The sequence below is a fragment of the Psychrobacter sp. FME13 genome (assembly GCF_014861395.1).
Taxonomy (GTDB): Bacteria; Pseudomonadota; Gammaproteobacteria; order Pseudomonadales; family Moraxellaceae; genus Psychrobacter.
Window position 1 is genome coordinate 1 of record NZ_RRYV01000063.1, and the last position, 16,915, is coordinate 16,915.

The 16,915-nt window shown below is 43.5% G+C and carries 10 protein-coding genes and 2 tRNA genes; 10 read left to right on the top strand and 2 right to left on the bottom strand.

Going from position 1 to position 16,915, the window contains the following annotated elements:
- The first annotated feature begins 254 nt into the window (after positions 1 to 254).
- The 7 genes from leuS to EI164_RS09100 all read left to right on the top strand — a co-directional run bounded on the left by leuS (position 255) and on the right by EI164_RS09100 (position 9,166).
- Positions 255 to 2,942, top strand: coding sequence for a leucine--tRNA ligase (gene leuS / locus EI164_RS09070; RefSeq protein ID WP_192519652.1), 2,688 nt, complete (start codon positions 255 to 257; stop codon positions 2,940 to 2,942).
- Positions 2,943 to 3,006: 64 nt separating this feature from the next.
- The gene (locus EI164_RS09075; protein ID WP_225739198.1) at positions 3,007 to 3,723 is read left to right on the top strand and encodes a hypothetical protein; all 717 of its coding nucleotides are present in this window, start codon (positions 3,007 to 3,009) and stop codon (positions 3,721 to 3,723) included.
- Between the two features lie 63 nt (positions 3,724 to 3,786).
- Positions 3,787 to 4,866 (top strand): DNA polymerase III subunit delta, encoded by a 1,080-nt coding sequence (locus tag EI164_RS09080; protein ID WP_192519653.1) that lies wholly within the window; start codon positions 3,787 to 3,789, stop codon positions 4,864 to 4,866.
- Positions 4,867 to 5,112: 246 nt separating this feature from the next.
- A complete protein-coding gene (locus tag EI164_RS09085) occupies positions 5,113 to 6,453 on the top strand; it encodes an efflux RND transporter periplasmic adaptor subunit (protein ID WP_192519654.1) in 1,341 nt (446 codons plus the stop codon).
- A 97-nt stretch (positions 6,454 to 6,550) separates the two neighbouring features.
- Positions 6,551 to 8,554: a MacB family efflux pump subunit gene (locus EI164_RS09090; RefSeq protein ID WP_192519655.1), complete on the top strand. Its 2,004-nt coding sequence runs from the start codon at positions 6,551 to 6,553 to the stop codon at positions 8,552 to 8,554.
- A gap of 257 nt (positions 8,555 to 8,811) precedes the next feature.
- Positions 8,812 to 8,887, top strand: a tRNA-Lys gene (locus tag EI164_RS09095).
- Between the two features lie 203 nt (positions 8,888 to 9,090).
- Positions 9,091 to 9,166, top strand: a tRNA-Lys gene (locus tag EI164_RS09100).
- Positions 9,167 to 9,240: 74 nt separating this feature from the next.
- Here EI164_RS09100 and EI164_RS09105 read toward each other — a convergent pair.
- On the bottom strand, positions 9,241 to 10,023 hold the full coding sequence (locus EI164_RS09105) for an MBL fold metallo-hydrolase (RefSeq protein WP_192519656.1): 783 nt from the start codon (positions 10,021 to 10,023) through the stop codon (positions 9,241 to 9,243).
- A 258-nt stretch (positions 10,024 to 10,281) separates the two neighbouring features.
- Here EI164_RS09105 and EI164_RS09110 point away from each other — a divergent pair, with 258 nt between their 5' ends.
- Together EI164_RS09110 and EI164_RS09115 are read left to right on the top strand one after the other, a co-directional pair.
- Positions 10,282 to 12,555, top strand: a complete 2,274-nt coding sequence (locus EI164_RS09110; protein ID WP_192519657.1) for a hypothetical protein — start codon at positions 10,282 to 10,284, stop codon at positions 12,553 to 12,555.
- A gap of 18 nt (positions 12,556 to 12,573) precedes the next feature.
- Positions 12,574 to 13,455: a DUF3142 domain-containing protein gene (locus tag EI164_RS09115; protein WP_192519658.1), complete on the top strand. Its 882-nt coding sequence runs from the start codon at positions 12,574 to 12,576 to the stop codon at positions 13,453 to 13,455.
- A 185-nt stretch (positions 13,456 to 13,640) separates the two neighbouring features.
- Here EI164_RS09115 and EI164_RS09120 read toward each other — a convergent pair whose 3' ends face one another.
- Positions 13,641 to 15,728, bottom strand: coding sequence for a catalase (locus EI164_RS09120; RefSeq protein ID WP_192519659.1), 2,088 nt, complete (start codon positions 15,726 to 15,728; stop codon positions 13,641 to 13,643).
- A 445-nt stretch (positions 15,729 to 16,173) separates the two neighbouring features.
- On the opposite strand from EI164_RS09120, the gene EI164_RS09125 reads away from it, so the two are divergent.
- On the top strand, positions 16,174 to 16,881 hold the full coding sequence (locus tag EI164_RS09125; RefSeq protein ID WP_225739199.1) for a dienelactone hydrolase family protein: 708 nt from the start codon (positions 16,174 to 16,176) through the stop codon (positions 16,879 to 16,881).
- The last annotated feature ends 34 nt before the right edge of the window (positions 16,882 to 16,915 follow it).

Below are 16,915 nucleotides of genomic sequence, written 5' to 3' on the forward strand. Positions count from 1 at the left end.
TAATTGCTTATTGCTGGTTTCCCTATAAACCCACCATCAAAAATATGCCTCAGCAAGGGCAGGTGGCTACATTGTAAATAGTATCAATGAGTTACAATGTGGCTTATCCCGAACTGGGGTTATATAATATCTTAAGTGCTTATAAACTTCTTAATACTGCTCTATTATTACGTTGCCCCATCGCATTTTTTGCCGATTTGCGCTATTCTAGCGTATCTAATTTTCTTATCAAAATATTCAATCTAGAGCCCACTATGAGTAATACTGTGACATCTGACCAAGCAGAAAACAATTATTATAACCCACAAGCTATCGAAGCGGCGCAACAAGCCAAATGGGCAACTGACAAGCGCTTCGAAGTTAGTAATGAGCCAAGCGATAAGCCAAGCCGTTATATGCTGTCTATGTTTCCTTATCCAAGCGGCAAGCTACATATGGGGCACGTGCGTAACTATACAATTTCGGACGTACTGAGCCGTTACTATCGCCTAAAAGGTCATGAAGTCATGCAGCCAATGGGCTGGGATGGTTTTGGCTTGCCAGCAGAAAACGCCGCGATCGCCAATCAAACCCCACCTGCCAAGTGGACGTTTGCCAATATTGACAACATGCGCGCACAGCTTAAGTTACTAGGCCTATCTATTGACTGGTCACGCGAGTTCGCTACCTGTAGCCCTGAATACTATCAGTGGGAGCAGTGGTTATTCTTACAGCTGTACAAAAAAGGCTTGGTCTATAAAAAGCTATCGACGGTCAACTGGGACCCGATTGACAATACGGTATTGGCTAATGAGCAGGTCATCGATGGCAAAGGCTGGCGTAGTGGTGCTGCAGTTGAGAAGCGCGACATTCCTATGTATTACTTCAACATCACTGACTATGCTGATGAGCTGCTGGATGATTTGGATCAATTAGAAGGTCATTGGCCATCAGAAGTACTGACCATGCAGCGTAACTGGATCGGTCGTAGTGCGGGTATGGAAGTACACTTTCCATACGAGTTGGCAGGTGAAAGCAATACCTTAGATGTGTTCACTACCCGTCCTGATACCTTGATGGGCGTCACCTATGTGGCAGTTGCCGCAGAGCATCCGCTTGCACAGTATGCATCTGAGAATGATAAAGCAATCGCAGATTTTTGTGCCTTGTGTAAAAAAGGCTCAGTCGCTGAAGCCGATTTGGCCAAAGCCGAAAAAGTCGGTATGGACACAGGTCTGACTGTCACTCACCCACTAACTGGCGAAGAAGTACCAGTTTGGGTTGCGAACTATGTGCTAATGAGCTATGGCTCAGGTGCTGTGATGGCGGTTCCCGCTCATGATGAGCGTGATTATGAATTTGCGAACAAATATAGCCTGCCTATTAAACAAGTCATCCAGTCACCTGAAGGTTATAAAGAGTCTGTGCTTGCTGATGCCAAAGCAGACGGTTCTGAGCCAAACCTTGCCTATACTGAACGCGGCACCTTGGTGAATTCAGGCGAGTTTGACGGTCTAGACTTTGAGCAAGCGTTTGAAGCGATGCTAGCCAAGCTTGAGCCAAAACAATTAGCCAAGAAAAAAATCCAATATCGCTTACGTGATTGGGGTGTCTCGCGCCAACGTTATTGGGGTTGCCCTATCCCAATGATCAATTGCGAGCATTGTGGTACTGTGCCTGTCGAAGAAAAAGACTTGCCCGTCGTCCTACCGACTGATGTCGTCCCTGATGGTCGCGGCAACCCACTCAAAAACATTCCAGAGTTTGTAAACACCACTTGCCCTAAATGTGGCAACCCTGCTGAACGTGAAACCGATACCTTTGACACCTTCGTCGAGTCGAGCTGGTATTACGCACGCTTTGCTAGTCCAAATGATGCGCAAAGCATGGTCAATAAATCTGCTGCCAATAAATGGCTACCTGTTGATCAATATGTCGGCGGTGTTGAGCATGCTGTGATGCATCTACTTTATGCGCGTTTCTTTCACAAGCTCATGCGTGATGAAAACTTGGTATCTGGCAACGAGCCGTTTGCCAACTTGATGACTCAAGGCATGGTACTCGCTGGTACTTTCTATCGCGTCAATGCAGATGGTAGTACCACCTATTACTTCGCCGAAGACATCGATATTGACTATGATGATCGCGGTCAACCGATTAAAGCCATCTTAAAAGCTGATGGACAGCCAGTGACTATTGGCAAAATCGAAAAAATGTCTAAGTCAAAGAATAACGGCGTCGATCCACAGATTACCATCGATAAGTATGGTGCTGATACCGTTCGTCTATACACGCTATTTACCGCGCCTGCTGACCAAACGCTAGAGTGGTCGGATGATGCGTTAAAAGGCCCTTATAACTTCGTGAAGAAAGTGTGGCGTATTGCCGCTGAGCACATGCAAGCACTGACTGCTGCAAACTTAGATCTGACGACGCTAAATAGCGAAGTACTTAATACTGAAGGGCTAAGCAAAGAAGCCAAAAACTTACGTCGTAAAACGCACGAAACGATTGCTAAGATTGACAGTGATTTGGGTGATCGCTTGGCACTAAACACGCCCGTATCTAGCCTCATGGAGCTTGCCAACGAGTTAACTGGTTTTAAGGTCACTAATGAGCAAGACCTACGAGTGCAGCATGAAGCATTGGTAGATTTACTGATTATGTTATCGGTGTATGCACCGCACGTCGGTGAGCACTTACTTGAACAGTTGGGACTAGATACTGTTACTCTAAACTATCCAACTGTTGATGAAAGTGCGCTGGTGCAGGATACCATCACGATGGTCGTACAAGTTAATGGTAAGATGCGCGGTAAGATGGATGTCGCCCCAAACAGCGATCCAGAGCAGCTAAAAGCACAAGCTCGGGCGATTGAAGGTGTGGCAAAGTTCATTACTGGTGAAATCAAAAAAGAAATCGTCGTTCCTAATAAGTTGGTTAATATCGTGGTTGTGGGTTAGATATTTTAGGCTTAGTGGATGCTCTATCTAATCTAAGCCTTTTTATAATTTGAGGATAGCGATTATGTCGTATAAACATCGAACTGGTCAGTTACATCAAAGTAAACAGCGCGAACAACGCTATACTACTGTAAGCCTTGGTAGACAGAAACTAGCAACAGCATTGCTTGCTGCCCTACCGATGTTTACAGTATTAGGCGCCACAGCAGCGCTCAGCGGTTGCGGTTTTCAACTGCGTGGCTATGATACCCCAATGCTCTTAAATGTTGCCAAAACAGCAGTCATCATCGAAGATGATCGCACGTCCTTCCCACTCAAGCTACCGTTAACAAAAAACCTAGAGGCTTTAGGCGTCAACGTTATTAGTAATATGACAGCAAAAGATGTCGCTAATAATAATCAGACCAGCGCTGAACCTATTGCTGCGATTAATATTAGCAATCTCCGTTTTAAACAGTATGAGTTAGTCGGTGTTTTAACAGAAATTCGCTTAGTTATATCAGCAGATGTCAGCTACCAAACCATGGAAAATGGTCAGCCAATCACGTTAAGCAACCCCATACAAATTGAGCGCAGCTATCAATACAATGATGCATCGGTTAGCACTGATGATCAGCAAGGCAATCAAATTACTGAGTGGCTATATGATAGCTTGGCACGCCGTATCACGGATCAGTATGCGGCACTTTCTCTCCCTAAAGTGCCATCAGCAGGTGCCACCATACCCGTACAACCTGGTAATGGCTCATCATCAACCGCCGTTGTGACACCAAACCCTTAACATAAGCGTATTGCCAACTGAACATTTGATACTCACTGCCATCAACCTGTGTACTACCAGTCTATGCAAGATACCTTTATAAGAGCCTATCCAAAGCTACTGCAACCATCCGTTACAGTAGCGGGCTTGTGGCTGGCGCATGGTGATGAGCCCTTGCTCAGTCAATGGCTCATCGATGCGCTGCGTCCTCATTGGCACGCGCAAAATTACGCCATTAAACGCATAGAGCTGGTATCAGTCAAGAGCTGGCAGGAAGTGCTGTCAGAGTTAGGTAGCCAATCTTTATTCGATGATGCGAGCGCATTAATCGTGACCGGCAATCATAAACCTGACAAAGCCGTTATTGCTGAGTTAGAACGCTTCGCCATCGATGCACAATCAGGTGCACACAGTCACAGCCTTCTATGGCTAACACCCAAACAAGACAAACGCGCCCAAAGTAGCAAATGGTTTGCGCCATTTGCGCAGTACGGTCACATCATTGACTGCAATCTATACAATGAACAGCAACGACAACAACTGTTGCAAATACAAGCCCAGCAGTTTGGTTTAACACTGTCTCAAGAAGCTTGGCAGTTACTTATTTCACATACGGAGCATCATTTACTCAGTGCTTATCAAACCTTGTGGCGGCTGTCTTACCTGTTTGCACCGCAGCTGGTCGGTGATAACGATAACACCAATTCAATCGCAGACAGTCAGATACCACCGACAGCAAACGTGGCACTTGATGTTAAAGACCTACAAGCAGCACTGGTCAGTGACGCGCAATTTAGCGTGTTCGACTTATCAGATGCCATGCTGGCAGGCAATAGCGCACAAGTGGCAAAAATCATCTTTCAGCTCAGAGCGACTGATGAGCCAACGACTCTAGTGCTGTGGGCGATTAGTAAAGATATGCGTCAAATCATGCAATTAATGGATGGGCAAGATCCACAATCACTTGGTATTTGGCGTAGTAAGCAAGGACTGTATCAACAAGCCTGCCGCCGCCACTCAAATGTACACACAGCCGAATGGCCTGCATTCTTATATCGCTGTGATCAAGCAATCAAAGGGTTGGTCCAGCAGCCAGCGTGGGAGCTACTATTGCAAGCAGCGCTTGAGTTATCAGGTCAAAGGTTATTTGAAAGTCCAAAGTAATTTTGAATGGCGCATTCATTTTCTTCTCAGTCACATTAAATATAGCCTCAGTTAAATAAAAAACCATTAGTCAAAGCCATGGTCATAGCACCATCACTTATCACTTATCACTTATCACCTATTCCTTCTCTATTCCCACCATGCTCAAAAAAAACCTTAACCTTTCTTAAACTAATTGCCATTTCCTTTTTTGTATCAAACATTTACTATACCTACAATTGATACTTTTGTGGTTGGATAATCGTCATGCGTAAAATGAGTAAAAAATCTGCTATTAAATGGGGTGTTATCGCTTTGATTGTGGTAGCAGTAGCAGCCTTAGCCTATCACTTTTTGAAACCTAAAGAAGAAGGTCCAACCTACTTAACCGCCACGGCTGAAATTGGCGACATAGAAAACAATGTCATGGCATCAGGTAAAGTAAAAGCACTCAACACCGTTGATGTTGGTGCTCAGGTTTCTGGTGAAGTGACTCGTCTCTATGTAGAAGTAGGCGATGAGGTAGAAAAAGGTGATTTGATTGCCCAGATTGATCAAGTGACGCAAAAGAACAACTTAAGCAATCAACAAGCCAGCCTTCAGCAAAGTGAAGCCGCACTCCAAAGTGCTCGTGCAGAAACACTAAGCAAGCAAGCCAATCTAAAAAGTGCCTATGCTGATCTTGCTAGCCGTCAGTCTGAACTAAAACAAGCAAAATCAGACTTTGCTCGATTAGAGTCTTTGGTCTCTATCGATGCAATTTCTCAGCAGGAGTATGACACACAAGAAACCACTGTCGAAACAGCACAAGCTGCGGTAGACAATGCGCTTGCGGCAATTGATACTGCTAAGGCTGCTATTGTTACTACGCAAGCAGATATCGAGAGTCAGCAAGCAGCAATACGTATAGCCGAAACCAATGTTAGTACAGCTGCAGAAGATCTTAGCTATACCACGATTCGTGCGCCCATTTCTGGTACGGTCGTTTCTATCACCACCGAACAAGGCACAACCGTCAACGCCAATCAAACAGCGCCGACTCTGGTTACGCTAGCCGATTTATCAACGGTTCGTATCAATGCCCAAATATCAGAAGCTGATGTGATTAACGTTAGTGCTGGCATGCCCTCCTACTTCAATATTATCGGTAATCCAGACCAAAAATATGATGCTACCTTAACAGCTATCGAGCCTGCACCTGAAGAGATCAGTGAAACCAGCTCAACAGATTCTGCTATCTACTATGTTGGCTATATTGAAGTACCCAATACTGATCGATTATTCCGTATTGATATGACGGCTCAACTTTATATCGTTATCGACCAAGCGACAGATGCCGTGCTTGTGCCATCAGCCGCCGTAAAAGAAAGACCTGCCAAAAATCAAGCAAATGGAGAGTCTCAAACCAATACATTCATACGTGTCTTAAAAGACGATAACACAGTCGAAGATCGCACAGTCGAAGTAGGCATCGACAATCGAGTGAATGCGCAGATTTTGAGTGGCTTACAAGAAGGTGAAAAAGTCATTATCAGTGAAGGTGGTGCTAAATCGTCAGGTGGCGGTGGTGCTCGTATGCCAGGCGGCGGTGGTCCTCCAGGAATGTAACGTACCACTGATATATGTTGATTATGAAGAAGCTTGGTACAAAGCTGCCCTACCACACCGATTTTTATTACTTTAGATTAAACACAAAGACCTTGCTATGACTATATCTCAATCGTCTCAACAGACACCTAACGTAGCTGAAAAGCCCATTATGCAGCTCTCTGGTGTTATTCGAGAGTTTCCGGCAGGTGAGCAAACCATTCGAGTATTGCATGATGTTGACTTGACGATCAATCAAGGTGAGATGGTCGCTATCATCGGACAATCGGGTTCTGGCAAGTCCACCTTAATGAATATCTTGGGCTGCTTGGATCAAGCAACGGCTGGTGACTATAAAATATATGGTCAATCAGTAAACAAGCTAGAAGCAGATGAGTTAGCTGAATTGCGCCGTGAGCACTTTGGATTTATTTTTCAGCGTTACCATTTGCTTGGTGACATCAGCGCCAAAGACAACGTCGCTGTTCCTGCTGTTTATGCAGGTATGGATACCAACGCTCGGACTCAACGTGCCGAAAAGCTATTGACCGATTTGGGTCTTGGTGAAAAGGTAAATAATCGACCTAGCCAGCTCTCAGGTGGTCAGCAGCAGCGTGTTTCTGTTGCTCGCGCACTAATGAATGGTGGTGATGTTATTTTGGCTGATGAGCCGACTGGTGCACTAGATAGTAAATCTGGTGAAGATGTCATGGAGATTTTGCATGACCTAAATGCTCAAGGTCATACTATAATTATGGTCACTCACGATCCCAAGCTTGCTGCTCAAGCCGAACGAGTGATTGAGCTAAAAGATGGCTATGTCATTGCTGATTATAAAACAGAGCATTATAAACCAACAACACAACAACCAGCATCTATTCTCAGCGGTCACCGCAAAAGTGCATTTAGCAGCTTCCTTGACCGATTTTTTGAAGCATTTAAGATGTCCCTACTCGCCATGCGAGCACACAAAATGCGTACTTTATTGACCATGCTAGGTATCATCATCGGTATCGCTGCCGTCGTCTCTATCGTCGGTCTAGGTCAAGGCTCTCAACAACAAATACTCGCAAATATTAGCTCACTGGGCACCAATACTATAACGGTGAATGATGGTTACCCTAGAGGCGACCCAAGACGCCGTTACAATGATGACAACCTCACACCAGAAGATGCTCAAGCTGTCGGTAATCAACCCTATGTCATCAATGTGAGTCCTCAGGTAAATAGTACAGCCAGTGTGCGTTATAGCAGTGTTCAAGAAGACTCAACAGTTAATGGTGTTGGTGAGTATTACCTAGAAGTCACTGGTGAAACGTTGGCATCGGGACAAGGGTTTGACGAAGACAGTATCAGCCTACGTAGCCAAGACGTTATTATCGATGATAATGCCAAACAAGCATTCTTTGCAGATATTGACGACCCTATTGGTGAAGTACTACTGGTCGGTAGCGTACCTGGGCGAGTCATTGGCGTCCTTGAAGAGAGCGACAGTGGTTTTGGCGCAGATAGCACCACACCCATCATATACATGCCCTACACTACCGTCATGTCACGCATTACTGGCAGCGCCAATATTGATCGTTTTGTAGCGTTATTAGATGACAGTATTTCATCAAGCGTGGCTGAGACTGCCATATCGGAATTGATAGAAGGTCGCCATGGTAAAGATGATTTTGAACTTCGTAACTCAGACTCTATTCGTCAGACCATTGAGTCGACCACAGGCACCATGACCCTACTTATCTCATCTGTTGCTGTTATCTCACTGATCGTTGGTGGTATTGGTGTTATGAATATCATGCTGGTGTCCGTGACCGAGCGTACCAACGAGATTGGAGTGCGAATGGCTGTTGGAGCTCGCCAAAACGACATCATGCAGCAGTTCTTGATAGAGGCCGTGCTGGTTTGTATTTTGGGTGGTTTGCTAGGTATTGGTATGGCCTTTGCTATCGGCGAACTGATCAATCAATTTGGTGGTGATAGCTTTAAAGTTATCTATTCCGCTACCTCTATCATTGCAGCCTTTGTGTGCTCCACGCTTATTGGGGTTGTTTTTGGCTTCTTGCCCGCCCGTAATGCTGCAAAACTAGATCCTGTAGATGCACTTTCTAGGGATTAATCGTGAATGACAGGGGCACTGAGTTAGCATGTTCAGTGCTCAACTGAATCATAATGATAAAATCCTAAAAAAATAGTTATTTTTTCTGCATATTTATAGTTTTTTCCTCATCAGGGGTTGTAATTGTCATAATTATATATATAATGTGCTCTCACGTTTAGGGATACAAACTCTTTAAACGTTGAAACAAGCTTAATGTATGTTATTTAAGCTTAACTTGCAGAACAAAAGAGCATTGCTCTTATAGATGTTCTTCAGGGCCGATAGCTCAGTTGGTAGAGCAGTTGACTTTTAATCAATTGGTCCCGCGTTCGAGTCGCGGTCGGCCCACCATATTTAGTAATACGCTTATCGATCGTTTTACCCTATCCGGTAGTTGGTTGATAAAAGTTAAAAGCATCTTTAAGATGTTAAGTTTTAACAAAATCCCATTTAAAGGGTTTTGAACCTAGTTTGGATGCGTAGTTTCTAGAATTTACGACAATGTAAATTCTCTTGCGCTCAGACGAAGCAATGCTTCGTTTTATCCTCGCTCAGGGCCGATAGCTCAGTTGGTAGAGCAGTTGACTTTTAATCAATTGGTCCCGCGTTCGAGTCGCGGTCGGCCCACCATATTCCAAAAGCCCAGTTACTATCTCTCTCAGTTATGAGAAAATATAGTAACTGGGCTTTTTTTATGCCCTACTTTATTTTTTCTGCTTGAACATCGAAAAGTCAGCATTTTTTCGCCGTAGTAATTTATGCTTGATAGTGTCTTTAATGGTTCGTGGCTGCTTGGGTGCCTGCGTAATCAAAGTATCAAACATGGCTTGATCTATCGCCAACTCACGACCATGTGCCATCATGACCACAGAAGGTTTTAATGCTTTGATTTTTTGGAGCGATTGAATATAAACCTTGGGATCATAGACAGGAAAAGGCGCCACAAACTTATGGCGTAGCTTGATAATCAAATCAGCGGTATATACCTGTCGACTAGGCAGATGAAACAAAGATAAATCGCGGTCTGTATGCCCAGGAGTTTCAAGCACCTGCCATTCATCAAACCCTGGCACGCAGTCTCCTTCACTGACAGTGATATCAGCCTTAAGATACGCTGGATAATACAGATTCTTTAGGGAGCAGCCTTGGCGTCTCGCCACATAATACGCAAGATTTATATCCACTAAATGCATCGTACGACCAGCAATACCGCTATACCACTGATCGCTTTTATCTGCCGACACTATCATACAGCCTGTCTCATCTCGGAACTTATGGGCTCCGCCCGCATGGTCTGGGTGCATATGAGTGACGACGACGACTTTTAGATCAGTAACGGGTCGTTTTAAGGTCGTCTTAATATAATCCAGCACCATTTCCACATCAGGCCGACAAGCGCCATCTAGCAGCATAATTTTATCTGGGTAGACCGCCATATACGTACTTTGGATGTACCCATTCAGACGTACAATCTCGCATAAACTCATTTGCATTCCCTGCCATATAGATAGTCCTTACTATGGATATCTTTAGATATCCATCAATACATTCAGTATAACGCTCCTCATATAAATTGTAATGGCTTTGAGTGAACGCTTGTGACTATAGAATTACTCATAGACAATCCAACGCGAACGCTCTTATCTGTCATAACCCCATATGCGAAAAGCAAAAACAAAGAACAGTTAAAATAAAATTCTGCTATGATTGTGGCAATCAACAAAAGTATAATAAACGAGCCATTCATGAATCACCTTGCAGAAACTACCAAACAGCCTACACCACCTTTCTTAAACCTTATAACCAAACCTTGTGTTTTAACCATATTTACCACAGCACTAATGGGGTTCTCCATCTCTGCAAAAGCCGGAGGTTGGCTTTATTGTAGCTCTAATTTCTCATTGGACAATCGCACCTATAATGAATGTCAGATTAATTTCCCAACGCTAGATACTGGCAACGATACCCAAACCAACCTGTATTTATTGCTCGCTGATAAAGGCTTAATTGACTTTGATATTCCTAATACGCATGAATCAGACTCCTATTATGCTCATGACTTTCCGTTAAACTTACCTACTTTAAGACAAACGGCAGTGAATGAAGTAAAAAACCCCAATCAGAATTTTTTAGAGCAATCTAAAAAAAGCAATTACGCCGAATATTGTAATAGTTTTTATACAGGTGAAGAGGCGCTAAAAGACGCGCTAAAGATTGATACGAAATTGACCTCTAAAGAACGCTTACAACTGATGCAGTTTCGCCAAGCCATCCGCAGCGAATGTGCGAACTCGTTCGGTCATGACACCTCATCAGCCGAGAGTACATCTACTTTTCCGTTGAAATGGTCTACCAATGCTCAGCCATACGCAGACTATATTATGGCCACTCAGCTGTTTTATTTGGGTGAAAAATCAGACTTTGACAGTGCTCATAATCTCTATAGTGCGTTAATCAATATTAAAACAGACAACAATGCCGGACTTGCTTGGCTGGTCGATACCGCCAATTATATGCTGATTCGTACTGGTATTAATCGTATTTATCAGCACGGCATGGGAGACTACCGCTATAAGAGCGAGACCGTTGATCCAAGACTGTTTTCCAATACTCAAAAGGTCATCAATACTTACCTTAGCCGCTTTAAAGATGGCCACTATACTGCCTCAGCGCGCGGCTTACAACGTCGGCTCTATTGGCTAGCAGATCGACAAGATAAGCTGATTGATGAGATCGAGTGGCAAATCGATCATACCAACTCACTAGCGTTTAATCTGGATAGTCGCGTATTGCCAGCAGAAATAGAACAAAGAGTATTTTTTGCAAACTTTGATGAACCACTCAATATTAATGATCTAAATAACCCCATTTTACTCACCAGTTTTGCGTTATACCGCTTAAGACCTGCTGACTCTTTTAGTTCTATTAAACCGCTAACATTAGCAGAGCTAAAGCAGCTAAAACCCAAGTTTAAAGAGCGCACAGATCTATATCAGTATCTCATAGCGACCTATTATTTTGTGCAGGAAAACAATCCAAAACTTGCTATAAAGTACTTACCAACTACTGTACCGACAAGTGAGATGTCATATTCAAGGTTTAGCCAATACGTCCTAAAAGCCAAAGCATTGCAGCAAACGGGTGATATCAATGAGGCAAACGCAATATGGGATCGCCTACATCAATTGCCAAAACAACCGTTTCAAAACAGAATAACCGAGCTGGCGTTAGCGCTTCAAGCAGATCAAACCAATGATTACAGCAAATTTTTTGGTAATAACGCTACGGTACAATCTCAAACTTTAAAAATGCGAGTAATCAAGTATTCTGCCGATCCCGTGCTATTGAGACAAATTGCTGATCGTCATTCGGTTACTGATACGATTGGCGCAGAAGCCCGTTACGCGCTACTGACTAAATCACTACTACAGGGGCGCTATGCTGATTATTTAACATACAGACAGAACTATCTCCCCAAAGACGCCCAAAAGTATTTAGGCTTTGATAGTGAGGACGAAAAACTGAAATACTTGCCTACATTCAGTGAGTTTAATTGGCAGGGTAAACAAATTAGTCCTAACATAAACTGCCAAGACTTGACGAAAACAGTGACGCGCCTGAGCCAAAACCCAAAAGACAGACTACAAACCCTATGTCTAGCCGAGTTTATGAATGACTCAAACTTAACTTACTATCTCGAAGATTATGACAATTCCTATCATTCTTCTGATCAAAACGATTCAGGCTATCGCTATCCTTACTTAGGTGATATACCCAGTCGTTTTGACGGTCAAGCGCTAAACCGATTGAACATCTATCAATCTACATTTAACAGCAATCAAGATGACGAGTTATCAGCCTATGCGCTACATCGTGCGATTGGCTGCTTTGCAAGTTCAGGTAGGAACCATTGTAGCGATGAAAATGTGGACATGTCAGTTCGTAAAGCTTGGTTTAAACGCTTAAAATCAGACTTTAAAAATACAAACTGGGCGAAAAACCAGAAATATTATTGGTAAATTGAAAGGCTTTTTGAATTGATAAAAAACTGGCAAAAACATAGAGGGCTAGTATTAGGGGTTATTTGCTTAATCATACTGGTTCTTACGTCTATTATTTATAACTCAGTCTATAGCCTTGCTTCAACGCATCAATCTAAAACTGAGCAGCAACCCCAATCAGTAGAGATCGCCCTCAATGCTGGGCACACCACTAATACTGCTGCTACTAGCGATGCAATTGTTAATGCGAAAGATTATGAGCAGTTTTGGATATGGACACCGCCCAAGGATGATACCCAGCTGAGCCAAGCTCATACCTTATATATCTTACAAGGTGAAATTCGTCCGCCTAATATTCCGTACTATCGTCCCAATACTAATGAGAATGCAGATCATGCTGCACTTGCAACGCTGACACCGCAAGGTCTAGGCGTTCGCTCTTTAGATGATAAAAAAATCTGGCTCGTCTATCGTGCAACCAGTCAAGAATGGTCAGACGAAGTGATGGCTCAGCTTATCGAGCGCTTAGAGAAGTGGCAGCGAGCAGGCAATCAAGTGATGGGGATTCAAATAGACTATGATGCTCCCACCTATCAACTGGATAAGTACGCACAACTGCTGAGGAATGTGCGTAAGCAACTACCAGCGCATTATCAGTTGAGCGTAACTGGATTGCTTGATTGGTCAAACCAAGCTGAGGAGCCTCAGTTTATGCAGCTCGGTGATGCCATCGATGAGTTGGTTATCCAAACTTATCAAGGAACAACTACTTTAACCAATTACTCTCGATATCTAAAAAAACTAGAAAATGTGCCCTTTGATTTTAAAGTGGGTATCATTGAAGGTGGTCAGTGGCACGGCGCAGGGTTTTTGGAAAACAGTCCACACTTTAAGGGTTATGTCGTATTTTTACGATAAAGGATGAAGTAATTGAAATATAGCATCTTCTTATAAAATGACACGCTTTTAACAAAGTGTGATTAGCGCTCACACTTTTTTACCCCCACTAAAAAACCCAGCGCTTAGGCTGGGTTTTTGATAAAACTTAACGTATAACATTTAATATATAAAACTTAACGTATCTAGAAACCGTATGACATTAATTATGCCAAATCACGTACCTTTGGCTCACGCTTCCATAGACGAGACTTCGCATTTGCAATAAAGCTATCTAATTCAGCGAGTGGCGTAACAAAACTGTCTTTTTCAATTGGCAGTTTACTCAATATAAACTCATCCGTTGCTCCGCAATACGCAATCGCTTTACAATGACCATACGCATCGTTGAACCAATCTAAGGCTGAGCTGTCTTTGGCTAGCTTTTTAGCTTGATCAGGCATGATAATACTCACCACAGCATCGAACATCACTGACGGACCACCAGCGAGGCGCTCATCAGCTTGTATGCGTGTGCCATCATCCAACACCACCTCTTTATTAGGTGCCACTATTTTGACACTAGCGCCCTGCTCTTTAGCGGCGTCTTCAAACTTCTTAATCTCGCTACTCTTAGAGCCTTCCGCGACCAATATACCTATCAGACGACCTTTTAGACTGTCAGGCGTCAGACCGATGGTTTGTACCGCTTTAGAGGTTGCTATATCTAGTACAGGTGCAGCGGCATCCGCAGGTTCTGGCAATTCCATACCAAGTGCGGTCGCCACACGATTGGCCAAGTCTTCATCGATATGAATCAGATGACCAAGCATACGAGCACGTACATGTGCTGTATCTACTTTACCGAGCTCAAAGGCATAGGCTGTTGCGATATGTGCTTGCTCCGTGGGTGTTTGGCTACGATAAAACATCCGTGGCTGACTGTAATGATCTGCGAAACTCTCTGCACGTACGCGACCTTTTACTCCATCATCTAGCTGCTCATGAAATGATTCAAAACCCTCTTTAACGCTTTCACGTGGTCTCGTTGTATCCAAACTCTGTGGCTCATACAATGTGCGGGTTTTGGGTATTTGCATTTGCATATGACCATCTTGCTGATTATTAGCAAACGGACATTTTGGTGCATTAATTGGCAGTTGTGCAAAGTTTGGTGAGCCTAAACGTGATAGCTGGGTGTCTAAATAGCTGAACAGTCGACCTTGTAATAATGGATCGTTACTGAAGTCGATACCTGGTGGTAGATGTGATGGGCAAAACGCGACTTGCTCCGTTTCTGCAAAGAAATTATCCGGATAACGATTGAGTACCATTTTACCAACCGTCTTAACTGGTACCAACTCTTCTGGAATCAGTTTGGTCGCATCGAGGTGGTCAAATGGAAACTCATTGGCCTCTTCTTCGGTAAATAATTGAACGCCAAACTCCCATTCAGGATAGTCGCCATTGTTGATTGATTCGAACAAATCACGACGATGATAATCGGGATCTGCACCTGAGATTTTCACTGCTTCATCCCAAGTGGTTGACTGTACACCCAATACTGGCTTCCAGTGAAAACGTACAAAGGTACTCTTGCCTTCTTTATTAATTAAACGATAACTATGGATACCAAAGCCTTCCATCATCCGTAGACTACGCGGTAGACCACGGTCACTCATCAGCCAAATCAGATTGTGCATCGTTTCAGGCGTTAGTGACACAAAGTCCCAAAAAGTATCATGCGCAGATGCCGCTTGCGGAAAGCCGCGATCAGGCTCTGGTTTTACCGCATGAATCAAGTCTGGGAACTTCATCGCATCTTGAATAAAGAAAATCGGCATGTTGTTACCAACGATATCCCAATTGCCTTCTTCGGTATAGATTTTTACGGCAAAACCGCGCACATCACGTGGCGTATCTTTTGAGCCTTTGTTGCCAGCCACAGTTGAAAAACGCGTAAACAAAGGCGTCTGCTCATCTGTCTCGGTCAAAATCTTCGCCGTGGTGTACTCTTCTAGAGATTCTGTCAGCTCAAAATAACCGTGTGCAGCACTACCACGCGCATGGACGATACGCTCAGGAATACGCTCATGGTCAAAATGATGGATTTTTTCACGTAATACAAAATCTTCTAACAGCGTAGGCCCACGTGAGCCTGCTTTTAGAGAGTTTTGATTGTCGGAGATGACAACGCCTTGTTGCGTCGTCAAAGCTTTGACGTCATCACCAGCACGCTGATGGGTTTCACCCCCATTGCCACGTTCGGTATTCATGTCTTTAGCGGGGTCGGTATGATCAATATTATTATTCATTATGCTTCCTAGCTAGTCATTAAAAGTAGGCTCTATACAGAGCTGTCTCTAATACTAGCTAATAGCTATGATGGACTCATTGCACTCCTTGTTGATATTTAGTTAAAGTTTGCAGTCGAAATCAGTAATTTTAGACTGTCTAAAAGAGAGGTTGGTATTAATAATAGAGCCTTGTAATGTAGTTATTCTTTAAGGTATTCTTTTATCAAGCAGCCAATATTTCTGGTAAATATATTGGTCTGATTATAGTCGATTTCATTTAACATAGTACAAGGCAGCCGAGTGTAGACGTATATCTCATACTTCAAGCGGACGCTGTCATAATTTTATAGTGGCATGACTATAGCGAGGATGACAATGTAGTGAGTTTATATAGGTTGACTGTATACGTTGACTTTATAACTACTTTACAACTACTTTTTATATAACTATAAGGATATCTATCATGTTACCAACTTCGAACACTCCATCCAAAAAACAATACCACTCATTACTAATAGGTGCATCAGTCGGTCTAATGGCGCTGACTTTTAGCCAAACGTCCGCCGCGATTACTACCAAAAACGTTACCTATACGGTCGATGATGAGGCCTACGAAGGCTATTATGCTAAAGCGGATGAGCCTAATGCGCCTTTTATTTTATTGATTCATGATTGGGACGGTCTAACCGATTATGAGCGTAAACGCGCGGACATGTTGGCAACTGAAGGCTACAATGTCTTGGCAGCAGATATGTTTGGACAAGGCGTACGCCCGACATCTATTGAAGAAAACAAACGCCTAACAGGCGAGCTATATGATGATCGCAGCAAGATGCGCCGTTTACTACAAGGCGCGTTAAATGCAGGACGACTACAAGGCAATGACGTGCGCAAAGGCATAACCATGGGTTATTGTTTTGGTGGTACAGTCGCGTTAGAGCTAGCACGTTCAGGATTCCCGCAAAAAGCCTTTGTACCTTTTCATGGAGCTTTCGATATTCCAACCGGTCAAAGCTATGACAATACCACAGGAGAAATCTTAGTATTCCATGGCTCAGCTGACCAATCTGTCTCGCTAGAAAGCTTTGCGACTTTGGGTAAGACGCTAGAAGCAGCTAAGATACCTCACGAGATGGTCACTTATAGCGGTTGTAGTGGTCAACTAATTTAGGACAGCTGATAAGAGATTTTGATTAAAGTAACGT

Excerpts from the sequence above, each read along its gene's own strand:
- leuS (WP_192519652.1), top strand. The coding sequence starts at position 255 with ATGAGTAATACTGTGACATCTGACCAAGCAGAAAACAATTATTATAAC.
- EI164_RS09075 (WP_225739198.1), top strand. The coding sequence starts at position 3,007 with ATGTCGTATAAACATCGAACTGGTCAGTTACATCAAAGTAAACAGCGC.
- EI164_RS09080 (WP_192519653.1), top strand. The coding sequence starts at position 3,787 with ATGCAAGATACCTTTATAAGAGCCTATCCAAAGCTACTGCAACCATCC.
- EI164_RS09085 (WP_192519654.1), top strand. The coding sequence starts at position 5,113 with ATGCGTAAAATGAGTAAAAAATCTGCTATTAAATGGGGTGTTATCGCT.
- EI164_RS09090 (WP_192519655.1), top strand. The coding sequence starts at position 6,551 with ATGACTATATCTCAATCGTCTCAACAGACACCTAACGTAGCTGAAAAG.
- EI164_RS09105 (WP_192519656.1), bottom strand. The coding sequence starts at position 10,023 with ATGAGTTTATGCGAGATTGTACGTCTGAATGGGTACATCCAAAGTACG.
- EI164_RS09110 (WP_192519657.1), top strand. The coding sequence starts at position 10,282 with ATGAATCACCTTGCAGAAACTACCAAACAGCCTACACCACCTTTCTTA.
- EI164_RS09120 (WP_192519659.1), bottom strand. The coding sequence starts at position 15,728 with ATGAATAATAATATTGATCATACCGACCCCGCTAAAGACATGAATACC.
- EI164_RS09125 (WP_225739199.1), top strand. The coding sequence starts at position 16,174 with ATGTTACCAACTTCGAACACTCCATCCAAAAAACAATACCACTCATTA.